The sequence below is a fragment of the Paenibacillus foliorum genome, from assembly GCF_013141765.1.
GTDB lineage: Bacteria > Bacillota > Bacilli > Paenibacillales > NBRC-103111 > Paenibacillus_S > Paenibacillus_S foliorum.
In genome coordinates, this window is record NZ_WHOD01000094.1 from 1 (window position 1) to 757 (window position 757).

The following is a 757-nucleotide window of genomic DNA, read 5'->3' on the forward strand; positions in this document are numbered from 1 at the left end:
GGTTTAGCGGCAGAGAGTGCAGCCACGACGGTCGTAGTGAAAGCCCCTGCGGCTCCTGTGGCAAAGAATGTTTCGATCAATGGAGCAATCACAGAAGGTCAAACGTTAACAGGCAGCTATACGTATGAGGATGCTAACGGAGATGCCGAGAACGGTACGACGTATCAATGGTACCGCTCGGATGACGCACAGCTTACGAATCATACGAAAATAGCAGGAGCGACCAGCTTAACGTATGTGCTTCAGAATGAAGACGTAGGTAAGTATATCTCTTTTGAAGTCACGCCAAAGAACGCAACAGCGCCGACAACAGGTGTCGCTGTTAAACAAATGGCTTCCAGCATGGTTCGAGCAATGCCCAACGTGCAGTTGGATGGCTCTTTATCGAACTACATGCCGGTTGTTATCGTGAGCAATATAGATTCCGGAAACCAAGTGAAAGTATACGATACGGATAGTGTTACGTTAGTAGGATCGGGAGAGGCAACCGGGACAACCCTTACTATTGCATTGGATGCTTTAAGTGCCGGAGTGCATGATCTCCATGTGCAAGTAACCGATGTAACAGGTACAAACAACCTTTACTCCAAAGTACTAAATTATTCAGTTAATGCTATCGCCATAGCTCCAGCCAATCAATTGTCTGAGGGAGCGGGCCATATGGTGGTGTTGGCAAGAGACGGACAAGTCTACACATGGGGAGCAAACTGGAATGGAGGGATAGGAGACGGGACGACTACAACGCATCCTCAGCGAT

At 48.3% G+C, this 757-nt stretch carries 1 pseudogene; it reads left to right on the forward strand.

From position 1 onward, the window contains the following. Positions 1 to 757: pseudogene (locus tag GC093_RS24060) on the forward strand (hypothetical protein); the annotation flags it as partial.